Here is a 16,800-nt window from a genome sequence, read left to right on the forward strand (position 1 = left end):
CACGCGCGCGCCCACCACCTGGGCGTGGCGCAATGCTAGAACGTGTTCTACTCTGAGCCCGGAACACTGACTGGACAGCTGTCCATCACCCCTGGTGTGCGCGGAGGTGCTCGTGGTTCGGGCCGATTACGTCGTCGTGGGCGCGGGCAGCGCCGGGTGCGCGGTGGCGCGCCGCCTCGCCGAGAGCGGGGCGAGCGTGGCGGTGCTGGAGGCCGGGGGCCGGGACACCGCCCGCGGGGTGAAGAACCTCCTGGAGATCCCGGGCGCGGTCGCGGTGATGCTCTCGACGCCGCAGCTGAAGAGGCTCGTCGACTGGGGCTACAAGTCGGTGCCGCAGACCGCCGCGTGGGGGCGGGTGATCCCGCAGACGCGCGGCAAGGTGCTCGGCGGGTCCAGCTCGGTCAACGGCATGCTGTTCGTGCGCGGCAACCGGCAGAACTTCGACGACTGGGCCGCGGACGGCGCCACCGGCTGGTCCTTCGACGACGTCCTGCCGTACTTCAAGCGCCTCGAGGACTGGGAGGACGGCGCCGGCGAGCTGCGCGGCTCCGGCGGCCCGGTCAGGGTGCGCCGCCAGAAGGACCTCACCGACGCCTCGCGCAGCTTCATCGACGCGGCGACCGACCGGCTCGACGTCCCGTTCCTGGACGACTACAACGGCCCCGAGCAGGAGGGCGTCGGCGTCTTCCAGCTCAGCGCGGACGGCGGCGTCCGCTACTCCGCCGCCCGCGCCTACCTGCGCACCGACCCGCTGGACAACCTCCTCGTCCTCACCGACGCGAGGGCGACGCGGATCGTGGTGAGCGGCGGCCGGGCCACCGGTGTGGAGGTGACCGGGCCGGACGGGGACCGCCAGGTCGTCGCCGCCGACCGGGAGGTGATCGTCTCCGCGGGCGTGTTCGACTCGCCCAAGCTGCTGCAGCTGTCCGGGATCGGACCGGCCGAGCACCTGCGGCGGCACGGCATCGAGGTCGTCGCCGACCTGCCGGTGGGCGACAACCTCCACGACCACCTGTTCGTCCCGGTCTCCTTCCGGATGGACTCCGCGCTGCGCCGCCCGACGCCGGCCTACTTCGCGCGCGGTCTCGCGCGGGCGCGGCTGCGCCGCTCCGGCTGGGCCAGCGGCTCGCAGTTCGAGGTCACCGGGTTCGTCCGCACCTCGCAGGCCGGCGCGATCCCCGACCTGCAACTGCACGCGCTCTACTGGGTCTACCCGTTCCCCAACCAGGACGGCGACAAGCCGGTGCGCCCGCCCACGAGCAAGCCCGGCCTCAGCGTGTTCCCGACGCTGATCTACCCCGAGAGCCGGGGCACGGTGAGGATCGCCGGGCCCGACCCGGAGCTCCCGCCGCTGATCGACCCCGCCTACCTGACGGCCGGCAAGGACGCCGAGGTCCTGCTGGAGGGCATGGCGATGGTCCGCGCGGTGATGGACGGGATCGGCGACAACCAGGGAGAGATCGTGCCCGGCCCCGACTACGCCGACCCCGACGAACTGCGCCGGTTCCTGCCCAACATCGTCCACTCCGTCTACCATCCGGCCGGCACCTGCCGGATCGGCTCGGACGAGCGGGCGGTCGTCGACCCGCAGTTGCGGGTCCTGGGCGTCGAGGGACTGCGGGTCGCCGACGCGTCGGTCATGCCGTCGGTGACCGGGGGCAACACCAACGCGCCGTCGATCATGATCGGCGAGCGCTGCGCCGACCTGGTGCTGGGGACGGAGGCGGGGCGGTGAGCGGGGAGACCGAGATCCTGCTGGTCGAGGACGCCGACCGCGTCCGGACGATCACGCTGAACCGGCCCGCCGCGCTCAACGCGTTCAACGAGGCCCTCTACGACGCGCTCACCGAGGCGCTCCGCGGCGCCGCCGAGGACCCGGAGGTGGCCGTCGTGCTGCTGACCGGCGGCGGCCGCGCGTTCAGCTCCGGCACCGACCTGGTCGAGATGGCCCAGCGCGTCACCGACCCGGACTTCACGCCGGGCGAGCACGGCTTCATCGGCCTCATCGACGCGCTGGCGGAGTTCGACAAGCCGCTGGTACTGGCGATCAACGGGCTGGGCCTCGGCATCGGGCTGACCGTCATCGGGTTCGCCGACCTGGTGCTGATGTCCGAGGACGCCCGGCTGAAGACCCCCTTCACCAGCCTGGGCGTCGCGCCGGAGGCGGCGTCCAGCTACCTGCTGCCCCGCCTCGTCGGGCGCCAGAACGCCGCCTGGATCCTGCTGTCCGCGGAATGGATCTCGGCGGCCGAGGCCAAGGACATGGGGCTGGTCTGGCGGGTCTGCCCGGCCGCGGACCTGATGGCGGAGGCGCGGCGGGTCGCGGCCACGCTGGCGAGCCGTCCCATCTCCAGCCTGCGGGAGGTCAAGCGGGACATGACGGCGCCGCTGCGCGAGGAGATCGAGCGGGCCCGGGAGCGGGAGAACGACGGCTTCGCGCGCCTCATGGGCGGCCCCGCGAACGCCGAGGCCCTGGCGGCCTTCGCCGAGGGCCGCGACCCCGACTTCACCTCGCTGCCGCCGGGCTGGTGATCCCCGCCGACCGCCCTACCGGAGGCCGAGTCGGAGTGGTGCTCGCCTATCGCGACCAACTCCGGACCTCCTTGCGCGGTGTCAGAGGCTGCGCACCACGGAGGCGACGATTCCGAGCACGACGGCGTCGTCGCCGTCGATGACCTCGTAGGCGGGGTTGCGCGGTTCGAGGAGGACGCGGCCGTCGCGGCGCCGGAACACCTTCACGGTCGCCTCTCCGTCGATCATGGCCGCGACGATCTGGCCGGAGTGGGCCTCGCGCTGCTGCCGGACCACCACGATGTCGCCGTCGCAGATCGCCGCGTCGATCATCGAGTCGCCGCGGACCCGCAGGCCGAAGACGGTGCCGCGCCCGGTGATCTCGCGGGGCAGCGCCAGGGTCCCGTCGACGTGCTCCTCGGCGGTGATGGGCGTCCCGGCGGCGATGTCACCGACCACGGGGACGCTCACCGGGCCGTCGGAGGACTCTCCCGGCGGACGCTCCCGGAGGAACGCGCGCACGTCGATCGGGCGCGACACGGCGGTGCCGCGCCGCAGGAACCCCTGCTCCTCCAGGCTCGCCAGGTGGCGCGACACCGACGACGTCGACCGCAGGCCCACCGCGTCCGCGATCTCGCGCGTGCTCGGCGCGTGCCCGTACCTGACCGCCCAGTCCCGGATCATGGCCAGCATCCGCTGCTGCCGCGGCGGGAGGGCGGAGGGGTCCAGGTCCCCGAACATGTCAAGATCACTGTAGGCGGTCACCCCGGAATCATAGGCCGCCGGGCCCGCCGCCACGGGCGGTGAAGACTGTCGGTGGCGTCGCGTTTAATCGGGGTGTGGACGTCGAGGAGCGCATCGCGGAGCTGGCCGCCGAGGTCAGGCGGCTGAACGACCTGTACTACGGCGCCGGCGACAGCCCGCTGCCGGACGCCGACTACGACGCGTTGAAGGACGAGCTCGCGGCGCTCGTCGCCGAGCATCCCGAGCTGGAGCCGGCCGACAGCCCGCTCGGCAGGGTGAACGCGCCGGCCGAGCTCGCCGGGCCGACCGTGCGCCACGCGCGGCCGATGCTGTCGCTGGCGAAGGCGACGAGCGAGGAGCAGATCCGCGCGTTCTGCGAGCGCTTCGGCGGCCAGGTCTTCCGCGTGTCGGAGAAGCTCGACGGGCTCTCGCTCAGCGTGGTCTACACCGGCGGGAGGCTCGACTACGTCGCCACGCGCGGCACCGGCGCGGTCGGCGAGCTGGTGACGGCCAAGGTGCGGCACGTGATCCCGGGGCTGCCGGCCGAGATCGACGAGCCCGGCCGCGTCGAGGTCCGCGGCGAGGCGGTGATGCTGCGGTCGGTGTGGGCGGCCTACAACGAGGCCCACCCCGACAAGACGCTGACCAATCCGCGCTCGGGCGCCGCCGGGACGCTGGTGCTGAAGGACCCGGAGGCGGCGGCGCGGGCCCAGCGGCTGCTGCGCTTCTACGCGTTCGGAGCCGACCGCGACGGAGCCGCCATCGGCGTCCCGGCCGGCTTCGAGCCCGTCGCCCAGTACGTGTGCGCCGGCGCCGGCGAGGTGCTGGACGCGATCCGCGAGATCGGCGGCCGCCGCGACGGGCTCGACTACGACATCGACGGCGCGGTCGTGCGGCTGCACGAGCCCTCGGCGTTCGAGGCCGCGGGCTTCAACAGCGCCGAGCCGCGCGGCGCGATCGCGTTCAAGTACCCGCCGGAGGAGAAGCTCACGACCCTGCTGTCGGTCGAGTGGCCGGTCGGCAAGATCGGCCGCGTCCCGCCGCGCGCCAAGGTCGCGCCGGTGTTCGTCGGCGGCGTCACGGTGGAGAACATCACCCTGCACAACCCGCGCCTGATCCGCGAGCGCGACCTGCGCATCGGCGACACGGTCGCGGTCGTGCGGCGCGGCGACGTGATCCCGTTCGCGGGCCGCTCGCTGCCGGAGCGGCGCGACGGGACCGAGGTCGAGATCGTCCCGCCGGCGCACTGCCCGTCGTGCGGCTCCGAGCTGGAGGTCCGCGGCGCCGGCGAGGAGCGCTGGTGCGTGAACCTCCAGTGCCCGGCCCAGGCGATGCGGCGGCTGATGCACTGGGCCTCGCGCCAGGCGGCCGACATGGAGGGCGTCGGCGACACCTGGATCGAGAAGCTCGCCGAGGACGGCGTGCTCAGGCGCCGCAGCGACTTCTACGACCTGACGGCCGAGCGGCTGCTCGACTACGAGCGGATGGGCGAGGTCAGCGCCCGGAACATGGTCGACTCGATCACCGCCTCCAAGGGCGTCGGGCTGCGCCGGGCGCTGATCGGGCTGGCGATCCCGATGGCGTCCGAGGGCACGGCCAAGCGCCTGTGCCTGGCGGGGTACGAGCGCATCGAGGACGTCGCGGAGGCCACCGTCGAGGACCTGGTGGCGATCCGCGACATCGGCCCGGCCGTCGCGGAGAGCATCGTGGCGTTCTTCGCCCGCCCCGAGGTGCGGGCGGAGATCGCGGCGCTGCGCGAGCGCGGCGTGAACCTCGACGTCCTGCCCGAGGACCGGCCGGTCGACGCGGCCGCCGCGGGCGACTCGCCGCTCAAGGGCCGGGCCGTCGTGATCACCGGCGCCTTCACCGACCCGCGCTCGGGCGCGAAGATCAGCAGGCCGGACGTCACCCGCCTGGTCGAGCAGGCCGCCGCCAAGGCCGTCTCGTCGGTCTCGGCCGGCACCGACTACCTGCTCGCCGGCGACAACGTCGGCGCCTCGAAGACCGGCAGGGCCGAGAAGCTCGGCGTCACGATCGTCCCGCAGGACGAGCTGTGGCGCTGGCTGGCCGAGGCCGGCGTCATCTGACCGTGGCGCCCCGTCCCTCCCCGAGGGGCGGGCACCCGGTGACGGCGTCGATCGCGGCGGGCACCCGCGTCACGCTCCGGCGGGCCCGGCGGGCGGGGCGGCCGGGTGGCCGCGCCGCCCACCGGGCCCGCCGGGATGACGGTGGGTCCGGTGGCCCGGTTCAGCCGGCCACGGGACGGTAGGTGAGGACGGCGACCCCGCTCGGGAAGACGGTGGAATCGGCGAGCTCGACGCTTCCGGCGCTCTCCGGGCGGAACAGCGGCTCGCCCGAGCCCTTGATGACCGGGTAGATCCAGATCTTGTGCTCGTCCAGCAGCCCGGCGGCGGCGAGGCCGTCGGTCAGCCGGCCGTGGCCCCAGATGAGGATGTCGCCGCCGTCCCGCTTCTTCAGGTCGGTCACCGCGCCGACGAGGTCGTCCCCGTCGATGACCGTCGTGGGGTTCCACGCGGAGGTGTCCACCGGCTGCGTGGCGACGACGTACTTGTCGATGGAGTTGACGTGGTCGCCGAACGGGTTGCCGCCCATGTTCGGCCAGGCCTGCGCCATTCCCTCGTAGGTGACGCGGCCGAGCAGCAGCGCGTCGGCGTTCCGGGTCATGGTGAACCCGTAGGCCTGCGACTCCTCATCGGAGAACCGCATCGACCATTCGTGCGGCTTGTCGATGAATCCGTCCAGGGTGGCGTACGTCGAGGCGATGATCTTTCGCATGGTCTCTCCTCCGGTTCCGGGTCCGCCGGTGTCGGCGCGATTAGACTCGCAATCCGGAGAAATCGCCGGTAGTGCCCGGGGTCAGCAGTTCGATGTGAAGGAATCACATGATCCGTGTGATGGTCGCCGAGGACGTCCGCATCCTGCGGGAGACGCTGACCACCGTCCTCGGGCTCGAGGACGACATCGAGGTGGTGGCCGCGGTCGAGCGCGGCGACGAGATCGTCGGCGCGGCCGTCCGGTCCCGGCCCGACGTGGCCGTGCTCGACATCGACCTGCCCGGCATGGACGGCCTGGACGCCGCCGCCGGGCTGCGCGCCGAGCTCCCGGACTGCCGGACGGTCGTCCTGACGGGGCTGGGCAAGCCGGGCCACCTGCGCCGGGGGCTCGCCGCGGGGATCTCGGGGTTCCTGCTCAAGCACGCCCCGGCCGACGACCTCGTCGACGCGATCCGCAAGGCCGTCGCGGGGGAGCGGGTGGTCGACCCGCAACTGGCCCTCGCCGAACTGGAACGGGCGGACAGCCCGCTCACCGAGCGGGAGGCCGACGTGCTCCGGCTGTCGGCGACCGGAGCGGAGGCCGGCGACATCGCCCGGTCGCTGTCACTGAGCCGGGGCACCGTCCGCAACTACCTGCCGTCGGCCGTCCTCAAGCTGAACGCCAGGAACCGCATCGACGCGATCCGCATCGCGACCGATCAGGGCTGGCTGTAGCGGCACCTCCGCCACGAGCCGGAAGACGTCCCCGTCCTTGCCGGCGGTCAGCGTCCCGCCCAGCTCCCGCGCCCTGCGCGTGAGGTTCCGCAGCCCCACCCCCGGCGTGCCGCCGCGCCCCGTGACACCGTCGTTGGCCAGGCGCAGCCGGACGCTCCGCCCGGTCACCTCGACGGCCAGCTCGCACCGCTCGGCATCGCTGTGCCGCAGCACGTTGGTGACCCCTTCGCGCAGGACGGTGGCCAGGAGCGTGTCGGTCTCCGCGGGCAGCGCCACCGGCTCGACCCGCCCGGTCACCTCGATGCCCGCGGCCGAGAGCGCCGCGCGCGTGGACTCCGCCTCCGCAGCCAGCGCGATCTCGCCGCGCCCGGCCACGACGTCCTCCATGTCCGCCAGGGCGCGGCGGGCCGCCTCCAGGCCCTCCGCCAGCTCGGCGCTGGCCCGGCCGGGATCCCTGTCCAGCAGCCGCAGCGCCAGCTCGCTCTTGAGGACGACCACCGACAGCCCCAGCCCGAGCAGGTCGTGCAGGTCGGTCGCGAACCGGAGCCGTTCGCGGGCCACGGCCGCCCTGGCCAGCTCGGCCCGGGCCTCCTTCACCCGCAGGGCCACCTCGCCCATGCGGACCAGCCCGCACACCAGCAGCGCCCGCTCCGCGGACCACACGACCTCGTAGGCCATGCCCAGCGGCGTCGGGTCGCCGAGCTCCGCGTCCCAGATCATGAGCAGCGGATCCAGGCAGATCAGCGGGACCGCCGTGGCCCACCGCGCCCACCCGCGCACCACGACCAGCACGGGGCCCGGCAGGAAGTAGACGACGTGCCACACGGCCAGGTCGAACATGAGCAGCGGTCCCAGGGCGGGGACGAGGACGGCGAGCGTCCACAGCGGGCGGCGGGCGGGGGCGCAGGCGCGCAGGAACAGCAGGACGAATCCGGCGAGCGCCGCGAAGTACACCGCCGTCTCGAGCGCGGTGAGGTCGATGCGCAGGAACTGCCGCACCTGGGCCGGCACGATCATGAGGCAGACGGTCACGGCCCCGAGGACCGCCGCGCCCGTCGCCGTCAGGTGGTCCGCGACCGCCGCGCCCGCGAGGCGCTCGCGCCCGTATCCGTGCGCCACCGACCGCGTCTCGTTCAGCGCCGCCCGTGCCACGTCCAGCCGCCGCCTGACCGCCGCCGGGTCGGCCGCGTCCCCGCCCCGGACGAGCCGTCCGAGGCTCACGCCCACCCGTTCGTTCAGCTGCTGGGCGAACACCAGACGCTCGCGGGAGACCTCGGCGAGCGCGAGCGCGTCCCGGGTCCGCCGCATCTCCGCGATGAGGTCGGCCAGCCGGGCGACGCCGTACAGCCCGATCCCGACGAACGCGGTGTGCCCGACCGCGAGGTAGGCCGCCTCGGCGGCGGTCGGCCGCACCGGCAGCGCCGCGGCGAACTGCGCGGCGATCACCACGGCGAAACCGCCCCAGGCCGCCCACCGCCGGCGGATGAGCAGCAGCAGCGCCGCCGCCAGGAACCCCGAGTTGCCGTACCAGGTGGAGGCGTACCAGACCATGCCCGCGGCCGTCAGGACCGCCTGGACGCCCAGCGTCCACGGCCAGCCCCGCGCAGGCTCCTCGTCCGACCAGCGGATGCAGTTGCGCAGGTGCAGGAGCACCAGCGCGGTCAGCAGGGCCGATGGCACCGCCTTGCCGCCCTGCTCCGCGTCGACGATGCCGATGTAGCCGCCGAACGCGAAACCGAGGCTCACCCCGACCGCGACCGCGCGGGCCCAGCGCGCGGCCGCGGCCGGAGACGCGGAATCCATACGGCCTCCCGAAAGGGGGAATCCGCGCATCGTAGAGGAGACCGGGCGTGGGGAAGGGCTAGAGCCACGGCCAGGCCGCGTCGCGCCCGGCCTCCAGCAGCGGGACGGCCCGGAACGCGGCGTCGGACAGGCCGCCGAAGGTGTGCCGGCCTCCGGTGCCGGACGGGCCGTGCCCGTACCTGTAGCCGGCCAGGTTCCAGGTGTAGACGGGCACGTCCGCCGGGACCTGGGCGGCCGGGTCGGCGCCGCGGTGGCCGCCCCACGCCTGCTCGTCGGTGACGATCACGACGCGGTCGTGGCCCCGGTAGCGCGCCCGGACCGCCTCGGCGGTGTTCGTGCCGCCCATGGAGGTGAAGCGCTCCAGGACCTTGAGCAGCGACTCGCCCCGGCCGAAGCGGACGGGCCGGTGGCCGGTGCCGAACTCGACCAGGTCGGCGTCCGCCGCGCGGAGCGCCAGCGCGGCGCCGAAGATCGCGGCGGAGTCGGCGCGGTTGAGCCCCGACTTCGGCGAGACGGGCCCGAACATCGAGCCGGACCGGTCGACCAGGATCAGCGTGCGGCCGGCCAGCGCCGGGACGCCGCCCAGCGAGTGTTCGAGCGCCCGCTCCAGCGGCCACGCCCACCGCAGCGACGGCGCGGCCCGGTACGCGGCGAGGAAGCGGAACGGGAACATGCGGCTCCGGGCGATCTCCCCGGGGTCGGCGAGCCGGGCCGCCACGGTCGCGGCGACCCCGTCGGACACGCCCGCCCGGTCGAAGTTCCGCAGGTTCCGCACCAGGGCCATCACGCCCATGCTCGGGATGACAGCCTCCCATGCCGCCGCGTCCATCGGGCCCTGCAGCCATCCGGCGAGGGCCTCCCAGGTGATGCCCGCCGCGCGGAGCCGTTCCGGGCCGTCGCCGGCGAGCAGCACGGCCCGGCGCTCGGCGGCGGGCGTCGCCATGAGGGCCTCGCGGGCGAGCAGCGTCGGCAGCGCGGGCTCGCCGCCGCGGCCGTGGCGCCGGTCGAGGGCATGGCGGAACAGCTCGCCCTGCCACGGCTTGTCCGGCGCCGGGCTCGGGTGGACGAGGTCGATCACGTCGCCGAAGCGGAAGCCCTTCGCCGCGGTGTCGTACTTCAGCAGGGACCGCTCGGTGTAGAGCCGCCGGACGGCGTCCGCGACGCCGCGCTTGACCGGCTTGGGCAGCGCGCGGCCGTAGGTCGACGTCCAGTAGGCGAGGGCCTCGCCCGGCTCGTCGGCACGCTGCAGGACGCTCGCGACGAGCTGCCGGTTGCCGCCGTTGAGGCCGGCGTCGAGCCGTGCCCGCACGGCCTCCAGGGCGGCGACGACCGGGGCGGAGCGCATGCCAGCCGTCTGGCGGAGCCACGGCAGGAACCCGGCCGTCCACTCGATGTCGTCGACGGCGACCCGGCGGACGAGGTCGCGGAAGCGGGCGTCGCGGTCGCCCGCGTTCTCGTAGAAGGCGTCCTCGCCGACCATGTTCGCGACGGCGAGCAGGAACAGCTCGCTCTTGGCGTCGCGGGCGTGGCCGGGCGCGCCCTCGTGGGTGCGGCCCGACGGCGTCGCTTCGCCGCGGACCGGGCTGGACACGGCCCGGCGGACGGTGCCGCGATTGAACTTCGCCATGGGCGGGGCTCCCTTCTGAGAAATGGAGGGAGCTGTTCGGATCCGGGCCCCCGGATCAACGAAGAATTATCCGCGGCCTGCGCATCGGCGCCCGCGAAGTATGTGCTCCCTCCCGAGATCGAGTCGGTGTACGGGGGTGCCCCCGATATGGGCGTCGCGAGCGGAGCCGGCGGCCCCTGCGAAGGGAATCGAACCCGGAAGTACCCGTTCACCTGCGCACCGGGAGGTGCGTATCCAGTTGTCGAGCCCTTCCGAGATCGAAGGCGGCCGCAGGATCGGTTTCTTTGACAGAGAAGTATCCCGTGGCCATCGCACCGGAAGGGCGATGGCCCAAGGAGACCATTCCGTACCGGGCGGGATCAACCGAATAAATGGCATTCTCGCGTTGCCGGTCCCGGCGCTCAGGCCCGGTTCAGGCCCGGGTCCGGGCCGGTGCGGGCTCCCACGCGAACCCGTCGGGGTCGGTGCCGGCCTCGCCGCCGCCGACCAGGACGAGCCGGCGCGAGCCGGTGCCCTCCTGGGCGACCCCGGTGTCCTTGGCGAGGGCGCGGCGCGGGTAGAGCGCCAGCGTGACGGCCGACGCCGGGGTGTCGAACTCGGCGTACTTGCCGCCGAAGCTCTTGGCGACGGCCAGGCCGCGAGCGGTGTAGAACCGCTTGCTCGCCTTCACGTCCGCGACCCCCAGCAGCAGCGTGACCTGCTCGAACGCCGGCCGGGCGGGGGAGGAGTCCTTCTTCTTCGAGGAGGCGACCTTGCAGATCGTCCCGTCCGGGGCCCGGACGACGCCGCCGTAGCCCCAGAAGGACTTCGCGGCGGGCTTCAGCACCGCGGCGCCGGCGCCGGTGGCGGCGGCGATGAGCGCGTCCACGTCGCCGGGCTGCGCCGCGACGAGCGACAGCGCGAAACCGCGGAAACCGGTGGACGGCTCGTCCGAGGCGCGGACGCCGACGTGGGAGGAGAGGCCGACGGCGGCGTAGAAGGCCGTGGCGGCGGCGGTGTCGGCGACTTCGAGGATGACGGATTCGAAGGTGTCCATGACGTTTCCTTCCGTGGCGAGGGTGGGGTCGTCCTGTAGCCGGGTGGCCGAAATCAGCGGTCCTGGATCAGCCCGAGGACGTTGCCGTCCGGGTCGGTGACGGAGGCGACCAGGCGCCCGCCGCCGACGTCGTGCGGGGCGTCCTTGACGGACGCGCCGGCGCCGGTCAGCTCGGCGACCTTCGCCTCGATGTCCGGCACGTGCCAGTAGGCCACCGGCGACGTCATGCCCTGCGGCCCGCCGTCCGGGACGAGCCCGATGTGCTGGCCGCCGGCCTCGAACCCGACGTAGTACGGCGAGTCGGTCTGCGGGTCCGTGCCGAGCAGGGCGGCGTAGACCGCCTTGGCCTTCGCCAGGTCGCTCACGGGATGCAGGACGGTCTTGATGCCCTGAGGGGAGGAATCGCTCATGGGTCCCAGCCTGGCTCCTGCCCCGCCCCGGCCACATCCGTGCCGGCTACGGAGCCGCCTACGGATCGCCGGCACGGACCGTGCACGGACGGCCCTGCACCAGAATGGGACGGTGGTCGTCACAGTGGACATCTCGCCCCGCGAAGCCGAGGTGCTGGAGCTGGTCGGGGAGCATCTCAGCAACGCCGAGATCGCGGCCCGGTTGTTCATCTCGGTCCGCACCGCCGAGAGCCATGTCTCCTCGCTGCTGCGGAAGCTGGGCGTCCCGGACCGGCGCGCCCTCGCCGCGCACGCCGCCGCGAGCCGCCGCGCCGCCGGCGCCGCCGACCCGGTGCCCGCCCTGCCCGCCCCGCTGACCTCGTTCGTGGGCCGCGCCGCCGAGCGCGCCGAGCTGGCCGCGCTGATCGCGCGGCACCGGCAGGTGACGGCGGCGGGCCCCGGCGGGGTGGGCAAGACGCGGCTCGCGCTGGCGGTGGCGGCGGACGCGGCCGGAACGTTCGCCGACGGGGTCTGGTTCGTCGACCTGGTGCCGGTCACCGACCCGGGCATGGTCGCGGACGCGGTCGCCGGCGCGCTCGGCCTCGGCGAGCAGCCCGGCCGCGGCATGGCCGCCTCGGTGGCCGCCGCGCTGGCCGACCGGCACGTCCTGCTCGTCCTGGACAACTGCGAGCAGGTGCGGGACGGCGTGGCGCCGTTCCTGGAGAACCTCCTCGCCGCGTGCCCCCGGGTGTCGGTGCTCGCGACGAGCCGGGCGCGGCTGATGGTGCCGTTCGAGCGCGTCTACCCCGTCCCGCCGCTGTCGCTGTCCGGTGACGGCGGGTCGGACGCGGTGGCCCTGTTCAAGGAGCGCGCGACCGCGATCGGCTGGCCGCTGGACCCGCCCCTGCACGAGCACATCCGCTCGATCTGCGAGCGGCTGGACGGCATGGCGCTGGCGATCGAGCTGGCCGCCGCCCGGTACCCCACGCTCGGCCTGGACGGCCTCACCGCCGCGCTGTCGCATCCGCTGCGGACGCTGACCGGCGGCTCCCGCGCCGACGACCGGCACCGCTCGGTGCGGGCGGCGGTCGACTGGAGCCACGCCCTGCTGGAACCGGCCGACCGGGAGCTGCTGCGGCGCGTGTCGGTGTTCGTCGCGCCGTTCACCGCCGCCGCGGCGGCCGAGGTGGCCGGGACCGGGGAGGCCGCCGCCGCCGACGGGCTGGCCCGCCTCGCCGAGCAGAGCCTGCTGGCCGTGCGGGCGTCCGCGGGTGCGACGGAGTACCGGGCGCTGGAGACGATCCGCCAGTACGGGACCGAGCGGCTCGCCGAGGCCGGCGAGCTGGCCGCCGCCCGCGCCCGGCACCTGCGCTGGTGCCTGGGCCGGGCCGCCGCCGTCGCGGGCGCCGGGACGGACCGGCGGTCCCGCTTCGACGCCCTCGCCGACGACCTCCGCGCCGCCCTCGCCTGGGCGTCCGGCGAGCCGGACCACCGCGCGGACGCCTACGACCTCGCGCGGCACCTGGCGGACCTCGCCTTCACCCGCAACCTGGTCGGCGAGTCCCAGCAGCGGTACGAGCAGGCCGCCGGACTCGCCGCCGACCCGGCCGACGCCGCGGCGATGCTCCGGCACGCCGCCGCCGTCGCCGGGTGCCGCATGAACGGCGACGACATGTACCGACTGCACCGCGCCGCCGCCGACGCCGCCCGCCGGGCCGGGCAGGACGCCCGCGCCGCCGCCGACCTGGCGACCGCCGCGACCACCGTGTACCGGTTCTCCGGCACGTTCGTCCGGCCGCCGTCCCCGGCGGAGACGCGCGCGCTCATCGCCGAGGCGCGGGAGCACGCGGGCGGCGCCCCGGCCGCGCTCGCCGCCGTCGCGCTGGCCGAGGCGGCGTCGGCCGCCGACGCGCTCGACGCCGACCAGGACCCGCACGGCGACGCCGTGGCGGAGGTCCTCGCACGCGCCGAGCACGCGGTCGACCTCGCCCACCGCACCGGGTCCCCGCCCGCCGAGTCCGCGGCGCTGGACGCGCTCGCCGCCGTGCGGAGCTGGGTCGGCGACCCGTTCGCCACCGCGGCCACGGCCCGCCGCCGCGTCACTCTCCTGGAGGCCGCGCCGGCCGGCCCCGCCGTCGCGCATGAGCTCGTCCAGGCCCTCGGCGAGGCCGCGCAGACCGCGATCGGCGCCGGGGACCTGCCCGGCGCCCGGCGCTGGGCGCGGCGGCTCGCCGACCATCCGTCGCTGGCCGAGGTGGGGCACCGCGCGACGAGCTGGCAGCTGGTCGCGGACGCGCTCGCGGGCGACGTCCCCGGCGTGCTCGGCGGCGCCGTCCGATTCCTGGACGCGTGGCGGCGCGGCGGCGGCCCCGTCCGGGCGGACCTCGAACCCGCGGTGACCGCCGTCGCCATGGTGCACGGCCTCCGCGGCGACGAGGACGCCCGCCGCGAATGGGACGCGGTCCTGGAGGAGTTCGACGCGTCGCCGAGCCGGCTCCACGGCTACGGCGCGGTCTTCGACGCGATGCTGCTCCTCCACCGCGGACAGGCGGCGGACGCGCTGGAGCGGCTGGCGCCCGAGCCCGGCGAAGTGTGGAGGTGGGTCACCTGGACCTGGCTCCACTGGTACGTCGCCCTGCGCGCGGAGGCCACCGTGCTCGCCGGGGCTCCCGGCGCCCGCCGCCGCGTGGCCGAAGCCCGCAAGCTCACCGAGGGCGACCCGGTGGCCGGAGCCATCGTGGAGCGCGCCGAGGCCCTGCTGGACGGCGACGAGGAGCGGCTGCTCACCACGGCGGACGCGTTCGGCGCCGCCGGCTGCGCCTACCAGTCGGCCCGGACCGCCGTCCTCGCCGGCGGTGACCACGCCGCCCGCGGAGCGCAGGCGGTCGCCGCCCTCGGCCTGGCGCCCATGGCCGTCCGGTAGCCGGAGCCGGGCCCGGTCACCGCGTCCGGTACTGGCGGCACTCGCCGGTGAAGACCTCGGCGAGTTCGGCCTCGATGATCGCGCTCGCCAGTTGCTCGGCGGGCGTCCCGTCCACACCGCCGGGATCGCGGTAGACCTGCGCCGCGAGGCCGTCGGTCACGGCGGCGAGGCGGACGGCCGCGGGCCACGGGTCCAGGCCGGGCTCGACCTCTCCGCACTCCTTGCCGTTGCGGACGGCCCGCGCGAGGTCGGCGCGCAGCGCGCGGGCCGTGCGGACGTCGACCTCCGCGAGGGCGGGGGCGTCCAGGGCGCGGCCGGCGAAGGCCCGGGCGACGCGGTACTCGGTGCGGCGCTCCTCGTTCAGCGGCAGCAGTTCCGCCATCGCCTCGGCCAGCACGTGCGAGATGGGCCGCCGGTGCCGCGTCCCGGCCCGGATCCGCTCGTCGATCCTGCTCCGGATCCGGGCGCTGACGTGGTCGAACGCGTGCAGGAGCATGTCGTCCTTGGTGCGGAAGTAGTGCTGCACCAGACCGACCGAGATCCCGGCGGCGGCGGCCGTGCGGGCGACGGTGACGGCGTCCAAGCCGTGCTCGGAGATGAGCGCGCAGACGGCGACCGCGATCTGCCGGCGGCGCTGCTCATGGTCGGCTGTCCTCGGCACTTGATAACCGTACCATCATACGATAAAAACCGTATGTCCATATTGTTATTCGCCCACCCCTTGCGAGGACCCCATGCGCAGCCGTCTGCGGCGTGCCGCCGCGGGCCTGGCGGCCCTGCTGCTCTGCTCGCTCGCCCTCACCCCGATCGCGCCGGCCGAGGCCCGGGCCGACCCGTACGGGGACATCGACGCCTTCGTCCGGGACCGGATGAAGGCCGCCCGCGTCCCCGGGCTCTCCTACGCCGTCGTCGGCCCCGGCGGCCCGGTCCACCAGCGCTGGTGGGGGACCGACGGCCGCGGCGACCCCGTCACGGCCGAGACCCCGTTCCTGTGGGGCTCGGTCGCCAAGCCGGTCACCGCCACCGCCGTGATGGCCCTGGTCGAGTCGGGCCGGCTCGGCCTGGACGACCGGGTCGCCGAGCACCTGCCCGGCTTCCGGTTCGGCGGCGCGGCGCACGCCTCGAAGGTCACGATCCGCCACCTGCTGACCCAGACCGCCGGCCTGCCCGCCTCCGCCACCGCGGAGGTCGCCGACTGCCTGGACGCCGGCTGCCCCCGCCCGGCCGGACGCCTCCGCGCCCTCGACGGGGTCGAGCCTCTCGGCCCGCCCGGCACCGCCTACGCCTACACCAGCGCCAACTACCTGGTCCTGACGGCCGTGGTCGAGGCGGTCACCGGCCGCCGCTACGCCGACTTCCTGCGGGAGGCCGTGCTCGCCCCGGCGGGCATGGCCGGCACCATCGCCGACGCGGCCTCGGCGCGCGAGCGCCGCCTCGCCCCCGGCCACCAACTGCTGTGGGGCGTACCCGCCGCGACCGCGGACGGGGTCGACGACTCCGGCGCCGGCTACGGCTACCTGGGCGGCGACCTCGGGGACCTGGCCGCCTTCGCCGCCTTCCAGCTCCGCGGCGCACCGGGCGTCCTGTCGCCCGCATCGGTGCGGCTCATGCGCCGGGAGGGCACGCTCCAGCCGGCCGGCGCCGGGACGGGCTACGGCCTGGGCTGGCGCGTCGGGGGCCTGGACGCGCCGCTGGACCGGGCCGTCTGGCACACCGGCGGTACCCCCGGCTTCTCGGCGCTGATGTTCCTGCTGCCGGAGCGGAACCTCGCCCTGGTCCTCCAGCAGAACATGTACGGGCTCCTCCAGGACGGGGCGGTCATGCACATCGGCTTCGGAGCCGCCCGGATGCTCGCGGGAGGGCGGCCGGGCCCCGCCCCGTCCGCCGCGCCGTACTACCTGGCCGCCGGCGCGACCACGGCGCTGGCCGCCGCGCTCGTCCTCGCCGCCGGACGCGCGGCATGGCTCCTGCGCCGCCCCGCGTCCACCGCCACCGGACCGCGCGCCGCCGCCGCGACGGCCGCCTGGATCCTGGCGGGCGCGCTGCCGTGGATCGCCGCGGTCCCGCTCATGCGGATGGGCCTGCGCCAGGTCTGGACATGGGTCCCGGACGCGACGGCCGCCCTCGGCGCCGCCGCCACCGCCGGCGCCGCCACCGCCGCGCTGCGCCTCGCCCTCGCCCTGCGATCGAGAAGGCGCCGGACCGGCTGACCCGCTCAAGGGGGCGAGGCGTCCTGGGCGGTGATCCAGGCGGCGTTC

At 75.1% G+C, this 16,800-nt stretch carries 13 protein-coding genes; 6 read left to right on the forward strand and 7 right to left on the reverse strand.

Features of this window, described 5'->3' with window-relative positions:
* Window positions 1-112 precede the first annotated feature (112 nt).
* Window positions 113-1,735, forward strand: coding sequence for a GMC family oxidoreductase (locus tag CHF16_RS20770; protein WP_089327848.1), 1,623 nt, complete (start codon window positions 113-115; stop codon window positions 1,733-1,735).
* A complete protein-coding gene (locus tag CHF16_RS20775; protein WP_218826756.1) occupies window positions 1,732-2,532 on the forward strand; it encodes an enoyl-CoA hydratase/isomerase family protein in 801 nt (266 codons plus the stop codon). The genes CHF16_RS20770 and CHF16_RS20775 overlap by 4 nt, the downstream gene beginning before the upstream one ends.
* 81 nt (window positions 2,533-2,613) lie before the next feature.
* Here the strand turns inward: CHF16_RS20775 and lexA are convergent, their stop codons facing one another.
* Window positions 2,614-3,276, reverse strand: coding sequence for a transcriptional repressor LexA (gene lexA / locus CHF16_RS20780; protein WP_179271623.1), 663 nt, complete (start codon window positions 3,274-3,276; stop codon window positions 2,614-2,616).
* Window positions 3,277-3,350: 74 nt separating this feature from the next.
* Between lexA and ligA the strand changes: the two genes are divergently transcribed.
* A complete protein-coding gene (gene ligA, locus CHF16_RS20785; protein WP_089327748.1) occupies window positions 3,351-5,342 on the forward strand; it encodes an NAD-dependent DNA ligase LigA in 1,992 nt (663 codons plus the stop codon).
* A gap of 160 nt (window positions 5,343-5,502) precedes the next feature.
* On the opposite strand, the gene CHF16_RS20790 is transcribed toward ligA, so the two are convergent.
* Complete coding sequence (locus CHF16_RS20790; RefSeq protein WP_089327749.1) at window positions 5,503-6,051, reverse strand: dihydrofolate reductase family protein; 549 nt, start codon at window positions 6,049-6,051, stop codon at window positions 5,503-5,505.
* A gap of 107 nt (window positions 6,052-6,158) precedes the next feature.
* Between CHF16_RS20790 and CHF16_RS20795 the strand changes: the two genes are divergently transcribed.
* The gene (locus tag CHF16_RS20795; protein ID WP_089327750.1) at window positions 6,159-6,764 is read left to right on the forward strand and encodes a response regulator transcription factor; all 606 of its coding nucleotides are present in this window, start codon (window positions 6,159-6,161) and stop codon (window positions 6,762-6,764) included.
* On the opposite strand, the gene CHF16_RS20800 is transcribed toward CHF16_RS20795, so the two are convergent.
* From CHF16_RS20800 to CHF16_RS20815, 4 genes are all read right to left on the reverse strand, one after another.
* Window positions 6,654-8,567 carry a sensor histidine kinase gene (locus CHF16_RS20800; RefSeq protein ID WP_089327751.1) on the reverse strand — a complete coding sequence of 638 codons (1,914 nt, stop codon included), beginning with the start codon at window positions 8,565-8,567 and terminating at the stop codon, window positions 6,654-6,656. The genes CHF16_RS20795 and CHF16_RS20800 overlap by 111 nt on opposite strands.
* A gap of 58 nt (window positions 8,568-8,625) precedes the next feature.
* On the reverse strand, window positions 8,626-10,194 hold the full coding sequence (locus CHF16_RS20805) for a TROVE domain-containing protein (RefSeq protein WP_089327752.1): 1,569 nt from the start codon (window positions 10,192-10,194) through the stop codon (window positions 8,626-8,628).
* A 412-nt stretch (window positions 10,195-10,606) separates the two neighbouring features.
* Complete coding sequence (locus tag CHF16_RS20810) at window positions 10,607-11,230, reverse strand: VOC family protein (protein WP_089327753.1); 624 nt, start codon at window positions 11,228-11,230, stop codon at window positions 10,607-10,609.
* Window positions 11,231-11,283: 53 nt separating this feature from the next.
* Window positions 11,284-11,640: a VOC family protein gene (locus CHF16_RS20815; RefSeq protein WP_089327754.1), complete on the reverse strand. Its 357-nt coding sequence runs from the start codon at window positions 11,638-11,640 to the stop codon at window positions 11,284-11,286.
* Window positions 11,641-11,752: 112 nt separating this feature from the next.
* On the opposite strand from CHF16_RS20815, the gene CHF16_RS20820 reads away from it, so the two are divergent.
* Window positions 11,753-14,542 carry an ATP-binding protein gene (locus tag CHF16_RS20820; RefSeq protein WP_245868924.1) on the forward strand — a complete coding sequence of 930 codons (2,790 nt, stop codon included), beginning with the start codon at window positions 11,753-11,755 and terminating at the stop codon, window positions 14,540-14,542.
* A 16-nt stretch (window positions 14,543-14,558) separates the two neighbouring features.
* On the opposite strand, the gene CHF16_RS20825 is transcribed toward CHF16_RS20820, so the two are convergent.
* A complete protein-coding gene (locus CHF16_RS20825; protein ID WP_089327756.1) occupies window positions 14,559-15,203 on the reverse strand; it encodes a TetR/AcrR family transcriptional regulator in 645 nt (214 codons plus the stop codon).
* A 73-nt stretch (window positions 15,204-15,276) separates the two neighbouring features.
* On the opposite strand from CHF16_RS20825, the gene CHF16_RS20830 reads away from it, so the two are divergent.
* The gene (locus tag CHF16_RS20830; RefSeq protein ID WP_089327757.1) at window positions 15,277-16,752 is read left to right on the forward strand and encodes a serine hydrolase domain-containing protein; all 1,476 of its coding nucleotides are present in this window, start codon (window positions 15,277-15,279) and stop codon (window positions 16,750-16,752) included.
* Window positions 16,753-16,800: the final 48 nt, after the last annotated feature.

Source organism: Actinomadura meyerae, assembly GCF_900188445.1.
Classification (GTDB): Bacteria; Actinomycetota; Actinomycetes; order Streptosporangiales; family Streptosporangiaceae; genus Spirillospora; species Spirillospora meyerae.